We start from the raw sequence: 18760 nt of genomic DNA, 5'->3' as shown, positions 1-18760 counted from the left end.
ACTATCGCCAACTCGCCGAGTCAGAAATAATCGTCTGACTCACACCAACGAGTCTCCGAGATTCCCGGCGCGGTTCAAACAGATGTAGAGGGAAGTACCTTCCTGTGCTGTCCAGTTCCCGCCTTATGGCAGCGACGTTCCCTACGCGCTCGATCAAGCCCACTCCAAGCTCGCGCTCCGGAACCCCGATAAACATAGGCTGCAGTCTTTCTGCTATTGACTTGCAGACGCGTGCAAACTCATTCGGATGTCGTGCATGCACGATCGGAAGCATGCTTTCTAGCTCATTGTCTCTACGATCTCGAATCGTCGATTGCTCGATCTGCTCAATGCTCTTCTCGACCGATGCAGGAGGATCTAGGTCATCGAAGCAGAACGCCAGTGTCACAGGGGTATAGCTTAGTACCTCATGGAACTGTTTAACGTTCCAATTTAGCTTCTTCCAGTACTTCTCGTAGTTCCCAGAGTCGAGCAGGACAATCTGTCCTTGTCTTCCGGCTTCCGTCAGATGTTCAGATATTTTTCGAGACTCCGCTTGTCGGTGTTTGCGGAGAAAGTAGATGTCGGCCGCCGAAACGAGAAACTGTGGATGATGGAGAGACAGTAAGAGGCTCAGGTGCGCCTCTACTCCGATTGTGGTCTTGGCCGCTGTAGACAACGACGGAAAGAACACGGGCAACTGAAGCGTTCTACCCCCTGCTGGGACAGTAGTCAGCCGCTGCACGATACAGGTCCGGTCGTTCGCAATCGAAGCCAGCCATGCCTCCCAAGCGCCCGCACGAAAAGCATCCACCGAATGTCTTTGCTCAAGCCCCTTAGGCAGAGGACAAGCCTCTAAGCGAACTGGGACTATCCAGTCCTTCAGGTTCTCCGCGCCTTCACGCAGCAGAGCTCGATTAGTTTCATTTTGCTGCGTACGCCAGTTCTGAACAGAGTTTCGGGAGAGGAATGTCAAGAATAGATCTGAACTCTGAATAGCTCTGGCGATCTCTTCTGGCCAGTTCTGCCCGGGTTGTAGTCGGCGGCGGTCCAACCATACATCGATGCCCCGAGCTTCAAGCTGCTCTACTTTTTCTTGAACCAAGAGCTCGTCATCATGACAATAGCTCACGAAGATGAGTCCCCTACCCATTTCCGCCCCTCGTTCTTGGTAATTTCGGCGGATGCTATCAACTTCGCAATTCGAACGCTAGCCAGCACTTGGGTGTGATCGAGCCACCTTCTTTGATGCCTTAAGGCTTACATCCTAGTAGACAGGAGTTAGACCGTTGCCGTGTGGCCGCGTTGTCGAAGCTGGGTGCAGCTCGGCGGGCGATGCAGCAACGGCCAGAAACGCCAAGGGCGGCGGACCGGCCCGCGCGGCATCTGAACCTCCGGTGCCCACAAGAGTCGGGTGCGCGAGGCATCCTTAAGTCTGCCAAACTCCCCCTCCTTTCCCGGAGACATTCATGGGTGCCCAATGGAAAGCCAAAGGCAAGGCCCAAGCCGCCGACGCCCGCGGCAAGTTGATCGGCCGCCTGGCCAAGGACATCATGGTCGCCGCGCGCAGCGGCGCCGACCCCGCCAGCAATTCCCGCCTGCGGCTGGTGGTGGAGCAGGCCCGCAAGGCGTCGATGCCCAAGGACACGCTGGAGCGCGCCACCAAGAAGGGAGCCGGGCTGACCGGTGAGACGGTGCACTTTGAGCACGTCATCTACGAGGGCTTCGCGCCGCACCGCGTGCCGCTGATGGTCGAATGCCTGACGGACAACGTCAACCGCACGGCGCCCGAGATGCGCGTGCTGTTTCGCAAGGGCCAGCTGGGCACGTCCGGCTCGCTGCCCTGGGACTTCCACTACGTCGGCACGATCGAAACCAAACCCGCGCAGCCGGGGAACGATCCCGAGCTGGCGGGCATCAAGGCGGGCGCGCAGGGCTTCGAGCCCGACGGCGCGCACGACGACGTGCAGAACGTCTACGTGGGGCTGGCAGGCTGAAACTTCCTCGCGCAAGCGCCGGCATGCGGGACCCCTCCCTGTCCTCGCTGCAGATCCGTCCCGATGCCGGCCAGCCGGTGCTGTCGGCGCAGCAGTCGCAGTTCAACGCCTTGGTGCAGGACGTCGCGACGTGGCGCGCCACGCTGGCCGACTGGAAGGAGCGCTTCGAGCGCCTGCACCAGGTCGTGGAGCCTCTGCGGCGTGAGTTCCATGCGGCGTGGCGCGAATGGGTGCTGGCGCTGGAGAACGCAAGCCACCATCCGGAGCTGACGCGGGGCGAACAGGCGCAGCTCATCGAACTGATGCGCGACGCGGCATCGGCCCTGCTGCAGGTGGACGAGGACGACACCATCGCGGAACTGGCGAAGCCTCTGCAGGACGAACCGGCCTCCGCGCAGCCCTCGCCACCCGATGCCCCCGCCGCAACCAGCGACGAAGACCTCCAGCACCTCGCCGACGACTGGGAACGCCAGGCCGCCGCCCCAGCCGCCCAACGCGCCGAATGGGCGGCCAAGCGCCGCTCGGCCGCCGCGCTCCGGCGCAGCAAGCAGGCTGCGCAGGAAGTGTCGCAGTCGCTGCGCGACGTGTACCGGCGCCTCGCCAGCGCCGTGCATCCGGACCGCGACCCCGACGCGGACGTGCGCGCGCGCAAGACGGCGCTGATGCAGCAGGCCAACGAGGCCTACGCCGCGGGCAACCTGCTCGCGCTGATGGAACTGCAGCTGCAGGCCGAGGAATTGGATGCCGCCCACCTGGCCACCGTGGACCAACGGCGCCTGGTGCACTTCGTCATCATCCTGCAAGGGCCGCTGGCGGACTTGCAGTCGGAGGTGCGCCGGCTCGAAGCGGACTTTCGCGCGGCGGTGGGCGCGCCGCCCGGTCACGGCCTGCAGCCGCGCAAGGCCGACCGCTTGATCTCGTCCGAGGCGCAGGCCCTGCGCAGTGAGCTGGAGTTGCTGCGGCGGCAAGTCAAGGCGCTGGCCGATGTCGAGGCAACGAAGGACTGGCTGCGGGCGCAGCGCAGGGCCTGAGGTTCGTTGCGCGGTTACGCGGCACAGGTGGGGACGCCGGGTCGTCTGCGGCGAACCCGGCCTACGGCGCCCGTCAGCCCGCAGCTGCCGCCAGCGCCTGATCCAGATCCGCCCGCAGGTCGTCGATGTGCTCGATGCCGACCGACAGACGCACCGTGTCCTCCGACACGCCGGCCTTGACCAGCTCCTCCGGCGAGAGCTGGCGGTGCGTCGTCGAGGCGGGGTGCGTGGCGAGGGAGCGCACGTCGCCGATGTTCACCAGCCGCGTGAAGAGCTGCAGCGCATCGAGGAAAGGCGCGCCCGCCTCGCGGCCGCCGTCGAGGCCGAAGGTCAGGATGCCGGAGGCGCGGCCGCCCAGGTACTTCTGCGCCAGCGCGTGCTGCGGGTGGCCGGGCAGGCCGGCGTACTTCACCCACTTCACCTTCGGATGCGCCTGCAGGTGCTTGGCCAGCGCCAGCGTGTTGTCGCAGATGCGGTCCATGCGCAGCGGCAGCGTCTCGATGCCCTGCAGCACCAGCCAGGCGTTGAAGGGAGAGATCGCCGCGCCCATGTTGCGCAGGGGCACGACGCGCGCGCGGCCGATGTAGGCGGCCGGGCCCAGCGCCTCCGTGTAGACCACGCCGTGGTAGCTCACGTCCGGCTCGTTGAGGCGGCGGAAGCGCGCCTTGTGCTGTGCCCAGGGGAACTTGCCGCTGTCGACGATGATGCCGCCGATGCTGTTGCCGTGGCCGTTGAGGTACTTGGTCAGCGCGTGCACCACGATGTCGGCGCCGTGCTCGATGGGCCGCAGCAGGTAGGGGCTGGGGACGGTGTTGTCGACGATCAGCGGGATGCCATGGTCGTGCGCGACCTTGGCCAGCGCGGCGACGTCGGTGACCTTGCCCAGCGGGTTGCCGATGGATTCGCAGAAGACCGCCTTGGTGCGTTCGTCGATCAGGGCGGCGAAGGACGCCGGCTGGTCCGGGTCGGCGAAGCGGACCCCGATGCCCTGCTGCGGGAAGGTGTGCGCGAACAGGTTGTAGGTGCCGCCGTAGAGCGCGCTGGCCGACACGATGTTGTCGCCGGCCTCGGCGATCGTCTGGATCGCCGCCGTGATCGCCGCCATGCCCGAGGCCACGGCCAGGGCCGCCACCCCGCCCTCCAGCGCCGCGACGCGCTGCTCCAGCACCGACTGCGTCGGGTTCATGATGCGCGTGTAGATGTTGCCCTCGACCTTCAGGTCGACAGGTCGGCGCCGTGCTGGGCGCTGTCGAAGGCATACGCCGTCGTCTGGTACAGCGGAGGCACGACGGCCCGCGTGGTCGGCTCGGGCGTGTAGCCCGCGTGCACCGACAGGGTCTCGAACTTCCAGTCCTTCTTGCTCATGCTTCAGTCTTCCATGGGGAGTGCAGGGGGAGTCTCCAGCCGGCAGGGGAAATCCCGGCGGTGGGAGCGGCCCGCCATTCTGCAGGAAGGGAGTCGCCCTCCTGTTCCTGACGCACGGAGCCCGGCCTTTGCCGATGGAGATCTCGCCAAAATATGGCAAAACGGCTATGTTCACCCGATGGGCACGATGAAGATCTCCCTGCCGGATGGCCTGAAGGCTTTCGTGGACGAGCAGGCCGCCCGGCGCGGCTATGGCTCGAGCAGCGAGTACATCCGTGACCTGATCCGCAGGGAACAGGACAGGCTGCAGTTCAGGGACCTGATCCTCGATGGAGCCGCAAGCCTCCGTACGGGTGAAGCGGACGCGTCTTACTTCGATTCCCTTCGCTTGCGCGTCACCACGAGGTCTGATGCCGCGAAGCAGCAGGCTCCCACCCGCCTGCGCAAGCCCTGAGCCCGGGAGCGGCCTCGATCACCCTCACCCCCGCCCTCTCCCGCACGCGGGAGAGGGAGCAAATCAGGCCGCCGCCCGCGGATCGATCGGCGTGAGCGGCCCCACCTCCAGCACCTGTTCCAGCCAGGCCCCGATCTGCAGCAGCCGTGCCTCGGTACGCGGTGCGCCGATCACCTGCAGGCCGACCGGCAGGCCGTCGCGGGTGAAGCCGCAGGGCAGCGCCAGCACCGGGCAGCCCGTGACCGAGACCGCGCAAGTGGAAGCGAGCCAGCCCATGTAGCCCTCGAACTGCACGCCGTTCAGGCTTTCGAGGTAACGCTGTTCCACCGGGATGGCCGGCGTCATCACGGTCGGGCAGATGAGCACTTCGTGCTGCTCCAGGAAGCGCGCCATGCGGCGCACGATCTCGCCCTGGGCGATCTCCGCGCGCGCGATGTCCGCCGCGCGCAGGCCGAAGCCGTACTCCGCGTTCGCGATCACCTCGGGCTTGAGCTTGTCGCGGTGCTGTTCGAGCATCGACCCCATGTTGGCCACGAAGCCGGCGCCGCGCAGCACCTGGAAGGTCTGGTACGCATCGCGCAGGTCCGGGTGCGCCTGCTCCACCGGGCAGCCGGCCGCTTGCACCTTGCGCGCGGCTTCCGTGCACACGCGCGCGACTTCCGCATCCAGCGTGGGATAGAAACCCAGGTCCAGGCTGAAGGCGATGCCGCGCGGCGGCCGCGGGTTGCCGGCCGCCGCCAGGTAGGCGCCCTGCTCGACCGGCCAGGACAGCGGATCGAGCGGATGCCAGCCGGCTTCGCACTCCAGCATCAGCGCGCAGTCCGCCACCGACCGGGCCATCGGCCCTTCGACGTTGAGCGGCGAATACGCCTGCTTCTGGATGCGGGGCACCAGGCCGGCGGTGGGCCGCAGGCCGACCAGCGAGCAGAAGCTCGCCGGCAGGCGGATGCTGCCGCCGAAGTCGTTGCCGGTGCCCAGCCACACCTGCCCCGAAGCCAGGGCCGCGGCCGTGCCGCCCGAGGAGCCGCCCGGCGTGCGCGCGGTGTCCCAGGGGTTGCGCGTGATGCCGAACACCTCGTTGAAGGTGTTGCCGCCGGCCGCGAACTCGGGGATGTTGGACTTGCCGATCACCAGCGCGCCGTTGGCCTCCAGCCGCTGCACGCAGGGATCGGACTGCGCCGACACCTGGTCGGCCAGGATAGGCGAGCCGAAGGTGCAGCGCACGCCCTGCACGTGCACGTTGTCCTTCACCGCGATGGGCAGCCCGTGCAGGTAATGCGGCGGATGCTCGCCGCCGCGCTGCTGCATCAGCCGCCTGGCCTGGTCGCGCGCGCGGTCCAGGCACAGGATGGGCATGGCGTTGAGCACGTCGTCGGTTTCGGCGATGCGCGCCGCGGCCGCATCCACCATCTCCAGCGGCGACACTTCGCCTTTCGCCAGCAGCGCCACGGCTTGCGTGGCGCCCAGGGCGCACAGCGGGTCCACTTACTTCTTGCGCGCCGCGATCGCCTTCTCGGCCGCGTTCACGAGGTCCACGCCGATCGACTTCTTCCACTTGTCGTAGACGGGACGGGTCACCTTGACGAACGCCTCGCGCTCGGCCGGCGTCAGGTGCGTGACGGTCACGCCCAGAGCGGCGATGTCCTTCAGCAGCGGCTGGTCGGCCTCGGCCAGGCCCTTGCGGGCGATGGCGATTTCCTGCTTGCCGGCGTCGATGGCGGCCTGGCGCACGATCTCGCGGTCGGCCGGGGTCCAGGAGTTCCAGACTTCCTTGTTCACCACGAACACCAGCGGGTCGGCCACGTAGCCCCACATCGTCACGTTCTTCTGGCCCACGTTCTGCAGCTTGGCGGCCGTGAAGATGGACATCGGGTTCTCCTGGCCGTCCACGGCGCCGCTGGCGAGCGCCGGCTGCGCGTCGGCCCAGCTCATCTGCGTCGGGTTGGCGCCCAGCGCGGTGAAGGTGTCCAGGAACAGCGGCGAGCCGACCACGCGGATCTTCATGCCCTTCATGTCCTCGGGCGACTTGATCGGGCGCTTGGAGTTGGTGATCTCGCGGTAGCCGTTCTCGCCCCAGGCCAGCGGCACGACGCCGGCGCGGTCCAGGATGGCGAACATGCGCTTGCCGACCTCGCCCTGGGTGAGCGCGTCGATGGCCGCGTAGTCGGGCATCAGGAAGGGCATGGAGAACAGGTTCAGCTCCTTCACCTGGGGCGACCAGTTGATGGTGGAGCCGATCGCCATGTCGATCACGCCCTGGCGGATGGCGGTGAACTCGCGCGTCTGGTCGCCCTGCACCAGCGAAACGCCCGGGTACAGCTTGATGTTGATGCGGCCGTTGGTGCGCTCGCGCACCAGGTCGGACCAGATCTGGCCGCCCTGCCCCCAGGGGAAGGCGGTGCCGACCACGAGCGACATCTTGTACTCGGGCTTGTAGGTCTGCGCCGGGGCGGCGGCGGCGACGGCCAGCGCGCCGGCGGCGGCGGCGAACTTGAGGAAGGTGCGGACTTTCACGACGACGGTCTCCTTGGGGTTGTGTCGTTGGGACGGGGAACTCAGTAGCCCAGGGCTTTCGGCAGCCACAGGGCGATGGACGGGAAGACGATGACGAGCGCGATCACCACCAGCATCGCGCCCACCAGCCAGCCGATCCAGCGCAGCGTGTCTTCCATGCGCACGCGGGCGATGCGGCAGGTCACCATGAGGTTCACGGCCATCGGCGGCGTGAACTGGCCGAGCGCCACCAGCAGCGTCAGCAGCACGCCGAACCAGACCACGTCCCAGTGGTAGTGCCGGATCAGCGGCTCCATCAGCGGAATGAAGATGAGGAAGATGGAGATGCCGTCGAGCACCATGCCCACCAGCACCAGCAGCAGGACCAGCAGCGACAGCACGCCCCACTCGCCCAGGCCCGACTGCGTGATGGCGCGCGTGATGGGGTCGATGATGCCCAGCGTGGACAGCGAGTAGGCGAACACGCCCGCCAGCCCCACGACCAGCAGGATGATGGCGGACAGTTCCGCCGATTCGCGCAGGATGGGGAACAGGTCGCGCACCCCGATCGTGCGGTGCACCGCCATGCCGATGAAGAGGCCGTAGAACACCGCGACCACCGCCGCCTCCGTCGGCGTGAACCAGCCGGCGCGCATGCCGCCCAGGATCAGCACCGGCGCCGCCAGCCCCCAGCTCGCCTCGCGCAGGCTGGTCCAGAAGCGCGGCCGCGGCAGGTCGGCCTCCGCCGCGCCCAGGCCGTGGCGCCGCGCCAGCCAGACGGCCGGCAGGATCAGCGCCAGGCCCACCAGCACGCCCGGCAGCATGCCGGCGGCGAACAGCGCCGGCACCGAGGCGCCGGGCACCAGCACCGAGTAGACGATGAAGGCGATCGAAGGCGGTATCAGGATGTCCGTGGACGCGGCCGCGCCGACGATCGAGGCCGAGTAGCCGCCCGGATAGCCGGCCCGCGCCATCGCCGCGATCATCACGCCGCCGACCGCGGCCGCATTGGCCGGGCCCGAACCGGAGACGCCGCCCAGGAACATGGCCACCGCGATCGCCACCAACGGCAGCATGCCGGGGCCGCGGCCGACGATGGCGATCGCGAAGTTCACCAGCCGCGACGCCACTCCCGAGCGGTCGAAGATCGAGCCGAGCAGCACGAACATCGGGATGGCGAGCAGCGGGTACTTGTGCAGGCCGGCGTAGAAGTTCTGCGGCACGGCCAGCAGCCCGAACCACTGCGTATCGAGGTTGGCCAGCCCGATCGCGGCGGCGCCGGCCAGGCCCAGCGCCACGCCGATCGGCACGCCCACCAGCATCAGGCCGACGAAGGCGGCGAAGAGGATGAAGCCGATCATGACTGCCTCCCGCGGCGCAGGAACAGGCCGAAGGCGCGGCCGGCGATCGCCAGCGACAGGATCGGCAGCCAGATCGAATACCACCACTGGGGCACGCCGATGCCGGGCGAGGTCTCGTCGTAGCGCCAGTGGTCGTACACGATGCGCACGCTGAGCGCCGCCAGGAACAGGAACATGCCGCACACCATCAGCGCACTGAAGCGCGCCAGCCTGCGCCGCCGCGCGGGCGAGCCGGCATCGGCGAAGAACTCGATGCGGATCTGGCGGTTGCGCGCCACCGAGGCGGAGCCGGCCACCAGCGTCAGCACGATCATCAGGAACACCGAGAGCTCCTCGGTCCAGGCGAAGGACTGGTCGGTGAAGTAGCGCACCAGCACGTTGGCGAAGGTGATCAGCGCCAGCAGCGCCATCGCGATCACGCTGATCCAGTCCTCGATCCGGAGCGGCACGCGCGTGGGCTCGTCCTGCTCCTCTTCCAGCGGAAGCTCGCCGGGCAGCGGCCGGGCGCTGTCATGCTGTTGCGACATCGTCTAGCGTCCCCCGGCGACCAGTGCGCGCGCCGCCTCGGCGATGGCTTCGGGCTCGACGCGCGACTGCGCCTCCAGCACCGGCGCGTAGCCGACCGGAATGCGCGGCGCGCCCAGCCGGCGGACGCGGCAACCCGTCGCCTCCGCCGCCGTCGCCGCGATCTCGGCGCCGAAGCCGGCGGGCTGCACGGCCTCGTGCACCACCAGCAGGCGCCCCGTGCGCTGGCATGAGGCCAGCACGGCGTCGCGGTCCCAGGGCCAGATGCTGCGCAGGTCGATCAGTTCCGCCTGCACGCCCTGCGCGGCGAGCGCCTCGCAGGCCTGCGCGCAGGCCTGCACCTGCCGGCTCCAGCTGACGATGGTGAGGTCGCCGCCAGGGCGCAGCACGCGGGCCCGGCCCGGCACCGCAAGCTCCGCGGGATCGACCTCGCCTTGCAGGCCCCACAGCGTCTTGTGTTCCATGTAGACGACCGGGTCGCCGCTGGCGAGCGCGGCGCGCAGCAGGGAGTAGTTGTCCTGCGGCGTGGCGGGGCACAGCACCACCAGGCCCGGCAGGTGGGCGAACCAGCTTTCCAGCGACTGCGAGTGCTGCGCCGCCGACGCGTCCCAGATGCCGATCGGCATGCGCACCACCATGGGCACGCGGCCCTGGCCGCCGAACATGAAGCGGTTCTTCGCGCCCTGGTTCGCGATCTCGTCCATCGCGCAGAGCGCGAAATCGACGACGCGCATCTCGACCACCGGTCGCAGGCCCGCGAGCGCCATGCCGACGCCGGCGCCCAGGATCGCGGCTTCGCTGATCGGCGTGTCGATCACCCGCTGGGCGCCGAAGCGCTCCTGCAGCCCGCGGTACTGCCCGAAGATGCCGCCGCGGCCGACGTCCTCGCCGAGCACGACCACGTTGGCATCCGCTTCCATCTCGTGCTGCAGGGCCAGCACCGCGGCCTGCGCGTACGTCATCAGCGCCATTGGCCGGCTCCCGTGGTCTGTACGTCCGTGAAGGCGCTGGCCGCATCCGGCCAGGGCGCCGCCTCCGCGGCGGCGAGGGCGCGCTCCACTTCCGCGGCGGCCTCGCGCTCGAGGGCCTGCAGGTGCGCGGCCTCGGCGCCGGGCAGCGCGAGGTAGGCGGCGCGGGCGCGGGCGATCGGGTCGGTCTTGAGGGCCTCTTCCAGCTCGCCGCGGTCGCGGTACGCGGCCGGATCCACCGAGACATGGCCCTTGACGCGGTACGTGATGGCGTGCAGCAGGCGCGGCCCGCTGCCCGAGCGCACCTGCGCGACCAGCCTGGCGGCGGTGCGGTGCACAGCCACCACGTCGTTGCCGTCCACCTGCACCGCGGGAATGTCCAGGCTGGCGGCGCGCGCCGAGGCGCCCTCGCCTGCCGTCATCGGGCCGCTGGCCGTGGTGGCGCTCCAGCGGTTGTCCTCGCAGACGAACAGCACGGGCAGCTCAAACACGCGCGCCCAGTTCAGCGCCTCCAGGAAGGGGCCGCGGTTGATCGCGCCGTCACCGAAGAAGCAGGCGGTGATGCCTTGGCGCTGCTGCAGCTTCTGCGCATGCGCCGCACCGACGGCGATCGGCAGGCCGGCGGCCACCACGCCGTTGGCGCCCAGCATGCCGACCGAGAAGTCCGCGATGTGCATGGAGCCACCCTTGCCGCCGTTGTAGCCGCTGGCCTTGCCGAACAGCTCGCACATCATGCGCACGGGATCGGCGCCCTTGGCCAGCGTGTGGCCGTGGCCGCGGTGGGTGGAGGTGAGATAGTCGTCGGGCCGCAGGTGCGCGCACACGCCGGCGGGCACGGCCTCCTGCCCCGTGGACAGGTGCAGCGGGCCACGCACGCGCGCGCTGCCGGCAGCCGTCATGCCGTAGGCGCTGACGCCGCCCTGGCTCGCGACTTCCGCCGCGTCTTCGAACGCCCTGATGCGGACCATCGTCCGGTACAGGGCCAGGAGTGTCTCCGCCTCAGAGGCCATCACTGCAAAGCCTTTTCGTTGCTGATGGCTATTCTAGGGAGCTCTTGTCGAGCAAGGGTTTTCCCGAGGCGGCGGGCGGCCATCGCCCGTGAACGATCTAGCGCTCGTACTTCGCCGTCAGCTTCGCCTCCGCGATCTTCGCGAAGTGGATCATGAAGCCGACGTACGCCGCCGACGCATCGTCCGGCACGTCCAGCTTGTCGACGTTCAGCGCATAGAGCGTGAAGACGTAGCGGTGCGGCCCATGGCCGGGCGGCGGCGCGGCGCCGCCGTATTCCTTGCTGCCGAAGTCGGTGCGGCCCTGCTTGGCGCCCTTCGGCAACTGCGCATTGCCCGCGACGCCGGCGCCCTTGGGCAGGCTCGTCGCATTGGCGGGGATGTCGTACACGACCCAGTGCCACCAGCCCGAGCCGGTGGGCGCATCCGGGTCGTACATGGTCAGCGCGAAGCTCTTCGTGCCCTCGGGCGCGCCGCTCCACGTGAGCTCCGGCGACACGTTCTGGCCGCCCGCGCCCATGGCGTGGTGGACGTGCTCTTTCGGCAGGGTGGCCTGCTCGGCGAAGTTCGGGCTGCGGAGGACAAGACTCATGGGGCGCTCCTCGGTTGGATGGTGAAGGACTGCGCGACGCGGTGCCGGCCGACACCGGCGCGCGGCGGTCCCGCTATCCTAGGCCAGCCACGCCGCCGCTGTCCCATGGCCCTCGAACTCCAGCGCATCCGCGCCCTCTGCTTCGACGTCGACGGCACCATCGCCGACACCGACGACCACCTGGTCGCGCAACTCGCCGGCCTGTTCGCCCGCGTCCCCGGCGTGAGCGGACGGCGCAGCGAACGCCTCGGGCGCCAGGTCGTGATGGGCCTGGAGACGCCCGTGCACGGCGCCTATGCGCTGCTCGACCGCTTCGGGCTCGATGTGCCGGTGAGCCGGCTGCGCGCGCGCCTGAAGGCCGCGAAGCAGCGCCAGGCCGACGCGTCGCACATGCGCAATCCCGAGGCCATCGACGAAGTCCCGCACGACATGGTCGCGGGCGTGCAGGAGATGCTGCACAAGCTGGCCGCGCACTATCCCATGGTGACCATCAGCACCGGCGGCGCGCCGCGCGTGGAGCGTTTCCTGGAGCACTACGGCGTGCGCGAGCTGTTCACGGCCGTGATCGGGGCGCAGACCACGCGGCGGATGAAGCCGCATCCGGAGCCGCTGTTCTACGCGGCGGAGAAGATGGGCGTGGATCCGCGGGACTGCCTGATGGTGGGGGATACGACGATCGATGTGCGCACCGGGGTGGCGGCGGGGGCGCAGACGGTGGGGGTGTTGTGCGGGTTCGGGACGGAGAGGGAATTGCGCGAGGCGGGGGTCGGGTTGATCCTGAGGACGACGTCGGACCTGCTGGCGGTGTTGCGGCCGCAGGAGGATGCGTTGGGGAGGACGGCGAGTCCCAAGGGGTGAGCGCGCAGCTGCCCTCACCCCGGCCCTCTCCCGCGAGCGGGAGAGGGAGTGGGTCACTTCTTTTCGATCAGCTTGACCAGGGACCAGAGCACGCGGTTCGCGGGCGTGGGGATGCCCAGCGCTTCGCCGCGGCGGACGACGTAGCCGTTGAGGTAATCGATTTCGGTGGGCTTGCCGCGCGCGAGGTCCTGCGCGGTGGAGGAGTACTGCGCCGGCATGCTCTCGACCAGCTTGCGCGTGGCAGCATGCGCGTCGCCGGGCACCTGCACCCCGTCGGCCTGCGCGACCGCCAGGCATTCGTCCACGACGTCGCGCATCACGTCCCGGATGCCCGCGCCCTGCACGTTCTCGCCATACGGCTTCTGCGCGATCGCCGACACCGCGTTGTACGCGCAGTTGAGGATCAGCTTCATCCAGAGCGCGCCGCGCACGTTCGCGGAGATGTCGGTCGGCACGCCGGCCGCCGCCAGTGCCTGCGCCGCGCGCTCGCTGCCGGTTGCCGGCTCGATCACCAGTTCGCCGCGGCCGTGGTGCTTCAGGTGGCCGGGGCCGGCCATTTCGGTGGCGACGTAGACGACGGCGGCGGCCACCGCGTGGTCCGGCAGCACGGCGCGCAAGCGGTCGGCGTTGTCCACGCCGTTCTGCAGGCACAGCACCAGCGTGTCCGGCCGCAGGAAGGGCGCGAGCTGGCGCCCTGCCGACTCGGTGTCCATGGACTTGACGCAGAACAGCACGAGGTCCGCACCGGCCGCATCGCGCGGATCGGTCACGGCGGACAGGCGCACCTGCTCGTCGAAGCTCTTCGTCTCCATGCGCAGGCCGTCGCGGCGGATCGCCTCCACGTGCTGCGGGCGCGCCACGAGGGTCACGTCGTGGTCGGCACGGGCCAGCATGCCTCCGTAGTAGCAGCCGACGGCGCCGGCGCCCATGACGGCGACTTTCAGGGGACGGGATTCGGGCATGCGCGGCTCTCCGGTGCTGGGGGGAACCGCATTCTAGGAAGACATAATGCCCCGCCATGGCGTATGTCGATCTCGCGCAGGATCCGCAGGCGATGCGGCGCATCTTCCTCGCGCTGGGCCTGGCGCAGGCGGACGAGGCCGTGCACGCCACCGCGCTGGCCGGCGGCGTGTCCTCCGGCATCTACCGCGTCGACCTGCGCGGCGGCAGCTACTGCGTGAAGCAGGCCCTGCCGCAGCTGAAGGTCGCCAAGGAATGGAAGGTGCCGGTGGAGCGCGTCTTCTCCGAGGTGGCTTACCTGCGCGCCGTCGCGCCCATCGCGCCGGGCCAGGTGCCGCGGGTGCTCGGCGAGGACGCGGCGAGCAAGAGCTTCGTCATGGACTTCCTGGGCCCGCTGGACCACCGCAACTGGAAGTCCGAGCTGCTGGCCGGCCGCGTGGAGCCCGAGGTCGCGCGGCGCACGGGCGAGCTGCTGGGCCGCATCCATGCGGCCACCGCCGACCACACGGAGCTGGCGGCGCGCTTCGCCACCGACGCCAACTTCCACGCGATCCGGCTGGAACCCTACCTGGTGGAGACGGCGCGCGTGCACGGCGACCTGGCGGACACGCTCGCGCAGCTCGTGCAGCGCACGGCCGCCACGCGCCGCGTGCTCGTGCACGGCGACGTCAGCCCCAAGAACATCCTGCTGGGGCCCGCCGGCCCCGTGCTGCTGGATGCGGAGTGCGCCTGGTTCGGCGACCCGGCCTTCGACGCTGCGTTCTGCCTCAACCATTTCCTGCTGAAGGCCGCGCACCTGCCGGCGCACGCGCCCGCCCTGCTCGCGTCCTTCGACGCCTTCGCCGCCGCCTACTTCGCGCGGGTCACCTGGGAGCGGCGCGAATCACTCGAAGCGCGCATCGCCACCCTGCTGCCCGGCCTCACGCTCGCCCGCATCGACGGCAAGTCGCCCGTCGAGTACCTGGGCGAGCCGCAGCGGGACGCCGCGCGCCGCGCCAGCAGCGCGCTGCTGCGCGACGCGCCCACCACCCTTGCCGACATCACGCTCCGCTGGAGCCGGGAATTCAACGCATGAGCATCGAACAGGTCCTCGCCCGCCGCATCTGGGATTCGCGCGGCCGGCCCACCGTGGAAGTGGAAGTCGTCAACAGCGACGGCACGCGCGGCATCGGCATGGCGCCGGCCGGCGCCTCGCGCGGCCGCCACGAAGCGGTGGAGCTGCGCGACGGCGGCCCGGCCTTCCGCGGCCTGGACGTGCAGCAGGCGCTGCGCGGCATCGAGCGCGAGATCGCGCCCGCCCTGCGCGGCCGCGACGCGGCCGACCAGGAAGGCATCGACGCGATGCTGATCGCGCTGGACGGCACGCCCGACAAGTCGCGCCTGGGCGGCAACGCGCTCATCGCGACCTCGCTCGCGGTGCTGCATGCGGCGGCCGCGCAGGCAAGACAACCCTTGTGGGCCTGGCTCGCGCAGGGCCGCGCCGTGCAGCTGCCGCTGCCGCAGGTGCAGGTCTTCGGCGGCGGCGCCCACGCGGGCCGTCGCGTGGACGTGCAGGACTTCATGGTGATCGCGACCGGCGCGCGCTCCTTCGCGCAGGCGATGGAGATGACGGCCGAGGTGTACCGCGCGGCGGGCGAGGTGATGGCCGCGCGCGGCGCGCTGGCCGGCGTCGCCGACGAAGGCGGCTGGTGGCCCAGCTTCGAGCGCAACGAGGACGCGCTGGACACGCTGGTGCACGCGATCGTCAAGGCGGGCTACGTGCCGGGCGAGGAGGTGGCGATCGCGCTGGACATCGCCGCCTCCGAATTCGGCCATGGCGGCCGCTACCGCCTCGCGCTGGAAGGCGAGGAGCTGGACAGCGACGGGATGTGCGAACGCCTGCTGGGCTGGATAGCCCGCTACCCCATCGTCTCGATCGAGGACCCGCTGGCGGAGGACGACGAGGCCGGCCTCGCCGCCTTCACGCGCGCCGTCGGCGGCCGCGTGCAGGTGGTCGGCGACGACTATTTGGTAACGAATGCCGAGCGCGTGCGCCACGCCGCGCAGCGGGGCGCGTGCAACTGCGTGCTGGTGAAGCCCAACCAGGCGGGCACCGTCACCGAGACGCGCGCGGCGCTCACGGCCGCGCAGTCGCTCGGCTACGGCACCATCGTCTCGGCCCGATCGGGCGAGACGGAGGACGTGAGCATCGTGCACCTCGCGACCGGCTGGAACGCCGGCCAGCTGAAAGTCGGCTCCTTCGCGCGCTCCGAGCGCATGGCGAAGTGGAACGAGGGCATCCGGCTGGAGACGCGCGCCGGCGCACCGGCGGGCTTCGCCGGCGCGGCCGCGCTGGCCCGCGGACGCTGAACGTCTTCCCCCGTTCGGGGGATCCGCGAAGCTGGCGCCGCCTGCCGCGCGCCCCTATGCTGGCCTCCCCATCCCGGAGGCACCCATGGAAGCAGCCGCTGCACCGGCCACGCGCATCGCCGACCTGCCCGGGCCGCCCGGGCTGCCCGTGGTGGGCAACGCGCACCAGATCGAACTGCCGCACTTCCACGAGCAGCTGGAAGCCTGGCGCGAGCACTACGGCGATGCGTACCGCATCCGCATCTGGGCGCGCCAGTTCATCATCTTCGGCGACCCGCAGCTGGCCACCGAGGCCATGCGCGATCGCCCCGGCACTTTCGGCCGCACCGAGCGCGTGTCGACGACCGCCACCGAGATGGGCTTCGGCGGCCTGTTCGCCTCCAACGGCGAGAAGTGGCGGCGCCAGCGCCCGATGGTGATGGCCGCCTTCGATCCCGGCCACGTGCGGCGTTATTTCCCGGCCCTGCAGCTCGTCGCGCAGCGGCTGGCGAACCGCTGGGGCCGCGCCGCCGACACCGGCACGCCGATCCCGCTGCAGCAGGACCTGATGCGCTACACGGTGGACGTGATCGCCGGCCTGGCCCTCGGCACCGACATCAACACGCTGGAGGACGAGCGCGACGTGATCCAGCGCCACATGGACCAGATCTTCCCCATGCTGTTCCGGCGCACGCTGGCGCCCTTCCCGTACTGGCGGTGGTTCAAGCTGCCGGCGGACCGCGCGCTCGATCGCCACCTCGCGGCCTTCCGCGGCGCCGTGCAGGACTTCATCGCCGCGGCGCGCGAGCGGATGCAGGCCGATCCCTCGCTGCGCGAGTCCCCCAGCAACCTGATCGAGGCGATGATCGCCGCGCGCGACCGCCCGGGCAACGCCCTGGACGACGAGGACGTCGCCGCCAACGTGGGGACCATGCTGCTGGCCGGCGAGGACACCACGGCCAACACGCTCGCCTGGATGTTCTGGCTGCTGGCGCGCAACCGCTATGCGCTGCAGCGCGCCACCACCGAGGTGCGCATGGCGCTGGCCGGCGACCGCGGGCCGACGCGCTTCGAACAGCTGGAGGCGCTGCCCTTCGTGGAGGCCTGCGCCCACGAGACCATGCGGCTGAAGCCGGTGGCGCCCATCCTGCCGCTGCAGGCCGAGCGCGACACGTCGCTGGGCGGCATCGCCATCCCGAAAGGCACGCTGTGCATCTTCCTGATGCGAGCAGGAGCGGTCGACGCGCGCAACTTCCCGCGGCCCGACGCCTTCGACCCCGACCGGTGGCTGCGCGACGAGGGCGCGGCCGGCAAGCGCATCTCCATGCCCTTCGGCGCCGGTCCGCGCATGTGCCCCGGGCGCTACCTCGCCCTGCTGGAGATCAAGATGGCGGCCGCCACCCTGCTCGGCGGCTTCGACCTGCTCTCGGTGGGCGCGCCCGATGGCGGCGCGGTCAGCGAGCGGCTCGCCTTCACCATGACGCCCACGCCCCTGCGCCTGCGCGTGCGCCGCCGCTGAGCGCGGGCCGGGCGAGCCGATAATGGCGCCGGCGATGAACTACTGGCTGATGAAATCCGAGCCGGACGAGGCTTCGGTGGACGACGCGCTCGCCGCGCCCGACGCCACCGTGCCGTGGACGGGCGTGCGCAACTACCAGGCGCGCAACTTCATGCGCGACGGCATGCGCGTGGGCGACGGCGTGCTGTTCTACCACTCCAGCTGCGCCGAGCCGGGCATCGTCGGCATCGCGCGGGTGGCCTCTCAGGCCTACCCGGACCCCACGCAGTTCGACCCGAAGTCGCCGTACCACGACCCCGCCTCGAAGCGGGAGGAACCGCGCTGGCTGCTGGTGGACGTGCAGGTGCTGCGCAAGACGCGCAACCTGACCCTGCCCGAGCTGCGCGCCGATCCGGCGCTCGCGGACATGCTCGTGCTGAAGAAGGGCAATCGCCTGTCCATCACGCCGGTGGAAGCGAAGCACTGGAAGCGCATCCTGCAGAAGCTGGACGCTCAATGACCGGCTGGCAGGTCGCGGGCTTCCTGGCCTGCCTGGCGGTCGCGACCTTCGCGCAGAGCATCACCGGCTTCGCGCTGGCGCTGATCCTGCTGGGCCTCACGGGCCTGTTCGAGCTGGCGCCGCTCGCCGACGTCGCGAACGTCGCCACCGTCACGGCCCTGTTCACTTCGGCCATCCACCTGCGCGGCGCGCGCAAGGACCTGGACTGGCCGATGATGCGCTCGACCATCATGGGCAGCGTGATCGGCGTGGCGGTCGGCGTGGGGCTGCTCGGCTGGCTGAGCGCGAACGTGCAGATGGTGCTGCGGCTGCTGCTGGGCATCGTGATCGTCGCCTGCGCGATCGTCGTGCTGGTGCGCACCGAGCCGCTGCCGCAACGCTCGTCCAACGCCTCCTTCCAGGGCTTCGGCTTCCTCTCGGGCGTGCTGGGCGGCCTGTTCTCGGCCTCGGGGCCGCCGCTCGTGTACCAGTTCTACCGGCAGCCGCTGCGGCTCGCGGCGCTGCGCGACACGCTGATGGCGTCGCTGGCCTTCGGCGGGGTGATCCGCGTGATCATGGTGGTAGCCAGCGGCCAGTTCAGCCTGCGCTCGCTGGGGCTGTGCGCGATCGCGGTGCCGTTCGCGTCGGCGTTCACGTGGTGGATCAAGCGGCACCCGCCGGGGTGGGATCGCGAGGTGGTGCTGAAGATCGTGTGCGTGCTGCTGGTGATCACGGGGGTGGGGTTGATCGCCCCGGCGATCGCGGCCTTGGCGTGAGGATGCTGGGGTTCGCCTTCGGCTCACCGCCAGCCTACGGGAAGCGCGCATCGATTTCGTAGGCTGGCG

General features: G+C 69.9%; 17 protein-coding genes and 2 pseudogenes. 9 read left to right on the top strand and 10 right to left on the bottom strand.

Annotation, left to right across the window (positions count from 1 at the left end; genetic code table 11):
- Nucleotide 1: 1 nt before the first annotated feature.
- Nucleotides 2-1132 carry a toll/interleukin-1 receptor domain-containing protein gene (locus ACY0MJ_RS16675; protein ID WP_462639646.1) on the bottom strand — a complete coding sequence of 377 codons (1131 nt, stop codon included), beginning with the start codon at nt 1130-1132 and terminating at the stop codon, nt 2-4.
- Nucleotides 1133-1448: 316 nt separating this feature from the next.
- Here ACY0MJ_RS16675 and ACY0MJ_RS16670 point away from each other — a divergent pair.
- Both ACY0MJ_RS16670 and ACY0MJ_RS16665 read left to right on the top strand, forming a co-directional pair.
- Nucleotides 1449-1931: pseudogene (locus tag ACY0MJ_RS16670) on the top strand (YebC/PmpR family DNA-binding transcriptional regulator); the annotation flags it as partial.
- A 68-nt stretch (nt 1932-1999) separates the two neighbouring features.
- A complete protein-coding gene (locus ACY0MJ_RS16665) occupies nt 2000-3007 on the top strand; it encodes a J domain-containing protein (protein WP_462639644.1) in 1008 nt (335 codons plus the stop codon).
- A 73-nt stretch (nt 3008-3080) separates the two neighbouring features.
- Here ACY0MJ_RS16665 and ACY0MJ_RS16660 read toward each other — a convergent pair.
- Nucleotides 3081-4372, bottom strand: a pseudogene (locus tag ACY0MJ_RS16660) (O-acetylhomoserine aminocarboxypropyltransferase/cysteine synthase family protein).
- A 187-nt stretch (nt 4373-4559) separates the two neighbouring features.
- Between ACY0MJ_RS16660 and ACY0MJ_RS16655 the strand changes: the two are divergent.
- Nucleotides 4560-4826 carry a ribbon-helix-helix domain-containing protein gene (locus tag ACY0MJ_RS16655; RefSeq protein ID WP_462639643.1) on the top strand — a complete coding sequence of 89 codons (267 nt, stop codon included), beginning with the start codon at nt 4560-4562 and terminating at the stop codon, nt 4824-4826.
- 63 nt (nt 4827-4889) lie between these two features.
- Here ACY0MJ_RS16655 and ACY0MJ_RS16650 read toward each other — a convergent pair whose 3' ends face one another.
- From ACY0MJ_RS16650 to ACY0MJ_RS16620, 7 genes are all read right to left on the bottom strand, one after another.
- Entirely contained in the window at nt 4890-6311 is a 1422-nt protein-coding gene (locus tag ACY0MJ_RS16650) for an amidase (RefSeq protein ID WP_462639642.1), read from the bottom strand.
- Nucleotides 6312-7340, bottom strand: coding sequence for a DctP family TRAP transporter solute-binding subunit (locus tag ACY0MJ_RS16645; RefSeq protein WP_462639640.1), 1029 nt, complete (start codon nt 7338-7340; stop codon nt 6312-6314).
- A gap of 41 nt (nt 7341-7381) precedes the next feature.
- Complete coding sequence (locus tag ACY0MJ_RS16640) at nt 7382-8680, bottom strand: TRAP transporter large permease (protein WP_462639639.1); 1299 nt, start codon at nt 8678-8680, stop codon at nt 7382-7384.
- Complete coding sequence (locus ACY0MJ_RS16635; RefSeq protein WP_462639637.1) at nt 8677-9207, bottom strand: TRAP transporter small permease; 531 nt, start codon at nt 9205-9207, stop codon at nt 8677-8679. Before ACY0MJ_RS16635 ends, ACY0MJ_RS16640 begins: the two co-directional genes overlap by 4 nt.
- A 3-nt stretch (nt 9208-9210) precedes the next feature.
- On the bottom strand, nt 9211-10176 hold the full coding sequence (locus ACY0MJ_RS16630) for an alpha-ketoacid dehydrogenase subunit beta (RefSeq protein ID WP_462639636.1): 966 nt from the start codon (nt 10174-10176) through the stop codon (nt 9211-9213).
- A complete protein-coding gene (locus ACY0MJ_RS16625; protein WP_462639634.1) occupies nt 10167-11183 on the bottom strand; it encodes a thiamine pyrophosphate-dependent dehydrogenase E1 component subunit alpha in 1017 nt (338 codons plus the stop codon). Before ACY0MJ_RS16625 ends, ACY0MJ_RS16630 begins: the two co-directional genes overlap by 10 nt.
- A 97-nt stretch (nt 11184-11280) precedes the next feature.
- The gene (locus tag ACY0MJ_RS16620) at nt 11281-11772 is read right to left on the bottom strand and encodes a YbhB/YbcL family Raf kinase inhibitor-like protein (protein WP_462639633.1); all 492 of its coding nucleotides are present in this window, start codon (nt 11770-11772) and stop codon (nt 11281-11283) included.
- Nucleotides 11773-11877: 105 nt separating this feature from the next.
- Here ACY0MJ_RS16620 and ACY0MJ_RS16615 point away from each other — a divergent pair, with 105 nt between their 5' ends.
- Complete coding sequence (locus tag ACY0MJ_RS16615; protein WP_462639632.1) at nt 11878-12630, top strand: HAD family hydrolase; 753 nt, start codon at nt 11878-11880, stop codon at nt 12628-12630.
- 53 nt (nt 12631-12683) lie between these two features.
- Here the strand turns inward: ACY0MJ_RS16615 and ACY0MJ_RS16610 are convergent, their stop codons facing one another.
- Nucleotides 12684-13574, bottom strand: coding sequence for a ketopantoate reductase family protein (locus ACY0MJ_RS16610; protein WP_462639657.1), 891 nt, complete (start codon nt 13572-13574; stop codon nt 12684-12686).
- 74 nt (nt 13575-13648) lie between these two features.
- Here ACY0MJ_RS16610 and ACY0MJ_RS16605 point away from each other — a divergent pair, with 74 nt between their 5' ends.
- The 5 genes from ACY0MJ_RS16605 (at nt 13649) to ACY0MJ_RS16585 (ending at nt 18691) form a co-directional block, all read left to right on the top strand.
- Nucleotides 13649-14665 (top strand): phosphotransferase, encoded by a 1017-nt coding sequence (locus tag ACY0MJ_RS16605; RefSeq protein ID WP_462639630.1) that lies wholly within the window; start codon nt 13649-13651, stop codon nt 14663-14665.
- The gene (eno, locus tag ACY0MJ_RS16600; RefSeq protein WP_462639628.1) at nt 14662-15939 is read left to right on the top strand and encodes a phosphopyruvate hydratase; all 1278 of its coding nucleotides are present in this window, start codon (nt 14662-14664) and stop codon (nt 15937-15939) included. Before ACY0MJ_RS16605 ends, eno begins: the two co-directional genes overlap by 4 nt.
- Before the next feature lie 85 nt (nt 15940-16024).
- On the top strand, nt 16025-17437 hold the full coding sequence (locus ACY0MJ_RS16595; RefSeq protein WP_462639627.1) for a cytochrome P450: 1413 nt from the start codon (nt 16025-16027) through the stop codon (nt 17435-17437).
- A gap of 34 nt (nt 17438-17471) precedes the next feature.
- Nucleotides 17472-17936, top strand: coding sequence for an EVE domain-containing protein (locus tag ACY0MJ_RS16590; RefSeq protein WP_462639625.1), 465 nt, complete (start codon nt 17472-17474; stop codon nt 17934-17936).
- Complete coding sequence (locus tag ACY0MJ_RS16585) at nt 17933-18691, top strand: TSUP family transporter (protein ID WP_462639624.1); 759 nt, start codon at nt 17933-17935, stop codon at nt 18689-18691. The genes ACY0MJ_RS16590 and ACY0MJ_RS16585 overlap by 4 nt, the downstream gene beginning before the upstream one ends.
- Nucleotides 18692-18760 lie beyond the last annotated feature (69 nt).

It is taken from the genome of Ramlibacter sp. bp-362 (assembly GCF_054956735.1).
Note: the sequence above shows the minus strand (reverse complement) of the source record. Positions and strands in the feature narration are given on the sequence as shown.